The following is a 1,781-nucleotide window of genomic DNA, read 5'->3' as shown; positions in this document are numbered from 1 at the left end:
ATTGATTATGAATCTATTTTCAAATGGATTAACGCCTATATTGACGACCATCAATTAAACGTTCTGTTTTTCGGGATTGATAATGCTGCTAAAGGTAATTACATTAGTACGGCTTTGGTAAATAGTACAAGTTATCCAATTATGCCAATTTCTCAAATTCCGTCAGAGCTATCTGATCCAACTGAATGGCTAAGACGAGAATTTATCAATCATAAAATTACGATTAAGAATGACCCAGTTTTTAAAAAGAGTTTGCTAAATTCAATTATTAGAGAAACAAGAATGGGAATTAGAGTAGATAAAGGCGCTCGAAGAATGCGAATTGATCCAGTCGATGCAACGATTGATGCTTGTTATCAAGCTAAATTACACTTTACAGATTATGCTTATGCAGATGATATTGATAATCAGATTAAGCGGATGAGTGATGAAGAAGTTAATGACTGGTATTCAAACCCTGAAAACGGGTTAATTTAAAAAATGTAAGGGGTGATTTGATGTTGTTTACAAGACTTTTTAGTATGATATGGGCCTATTTTGACGTTCTATGCTTCGTTTTAGGAGCAGTGTGCATAGTTGGGTTCGCTTTTACTTTCGGCTTCTCGTGGGGAATTTTAGCCACTGGGATTGCCTTATTTTTTACTGGTTTTTTAAGTGAACTAATGGCTAGTAAAGGAGGTGAAAACTAATGCCTCTATTTAAGATTCAAAATAAAATGAACTATCAATCGGTATCAAGCGACGATGACATTTTAAACTTTGGATTACCAACAACTAATGGCAATAGCCCTTATGTAAACGCACGAGATGCTTTGTTAAATTCAGATATTTATAGTTTGATTTTCCAATTGTCTTCTGATTTAGCTAGTTCGACTTTGAAAGCTGATCAACCACGAGCACAAGGAATATTAGATAATCCAAGCCAAACAAGTAACGCACATGCGTTTTGGCAAAGTATGTTTGCTCAAGCTTTACTAGGCGGTGAGTCGTTTGCTTATCGTTTTAGAAATATGAATGGGACTGATTTTCGATGGGAGTATTTAAGACCATCGCAAGTTAGTCCTTTTCTCTTATCTGACGGTTCCGGAATGATATATAACTTAACGTTTGATGAACCTGATATTGGGATTATGGAAAATGTTCCGCAGCAAGACGTGATTCACATTAGGTTAATGAGTCAGAACGGTGGGATGACCGGAATCAGTCCATTGAGTGCGTTATCTAGCGAAATTGATATTAAGAATAATGTTAACCGCCTCACTTTAAACGCTTTAAAACAATCTGTTACTGCTGGCGGAATTTTGAAATTAAATGCCGGTACTAAATTAGATTTAAAAATGAAACAGGCACGGGCTAATAGATTTATCAATGATAGTCAAAACGGGTTAGTTGTCCTAGATGATTTGGAAGATTATCAACCACTAGAAATTAAATCTAACGTTGCTGATTTGCTTAACCAAGTTAATTGGACTGGTAAACAGATTGCTAAAGTTTATGGAGTACCAGATAGTGTAATTAACGGAACAGGCGACCAACAATCTTCAATTCAAATGGAAAGTAATGCTTACACCAAATCTTTATCACGTTATTCTGATGCAATTGTTGCTGAGTTGAATAATAAGTTATCAGCAAATATAACGATGGACTTGCGGTCTGCGGTTGATCCAACTGGAGATGTTTTTGCGTCTGCGATTTCTGACCTATCTGCACATAATGCACTTGCTCCTAACCAAGCAACGGTATTACTTCAGCAGTCAGGATTTATTGGAACTGATTTACCAG

General features: G+C 36.0%; 2 protein-coding genes and 1 pseudogene. All 3 read left to right on the top strand.

Annotated elements, in window-relative coordinates:
- Positions 1-477 (top strand): annotated as a pseudogene (locus tag BHU33_RS07510) (terminase large subunit); the annotation flags it as partial.
- A gap of 20 nt (positions 478-497) precedes the next feature.
- Positions 498-689: a DUF1056 family protein gene (locus BHU33_RS02930; RefSeq protein ID WP_054646992.1), complete on the top strand. Its 192-nt coding sequence runs from the start codon at positions 498-500 to the stop codon at positions 687-689.
- Positions 689-1,781, top strand: a 1,093-nt coding sequence (locus BHU33_RS02925; protein ID WP_054646991.1) for a phage portal protein, incomplete at its 3' end; no start/stop codon positions are given. The genes BHU33_RS02930 and BHU33_RS02925, both read left to right, overlap by 1 nt.

Source organism: Fructilactobacillus lindneri DSM 20690 = JCM 11027 (assembly GCF_002907375.1).
Taxonomy (GTDB): Bacteria; Bacillota; Bacilli; order Lactobacillales; family Lactobacillaceae; genus Fructilactobacillus; species Fructilactobacillus lindneri.
Note: the sequence above shows the minus strand (reverse complement) of the source record. Positions and strands in the feature narration are given on the sequence as shown.

What these genes read in the sequence shown, in the direction of transcription:
- BHU33_RS02930 (WP_054646992.1), top strand. Translation starts at nt 498, where the DNA reads ATGTTGTTTACAAGACTTTTTAGTATGATATGGGCCTATTTTGACGTT.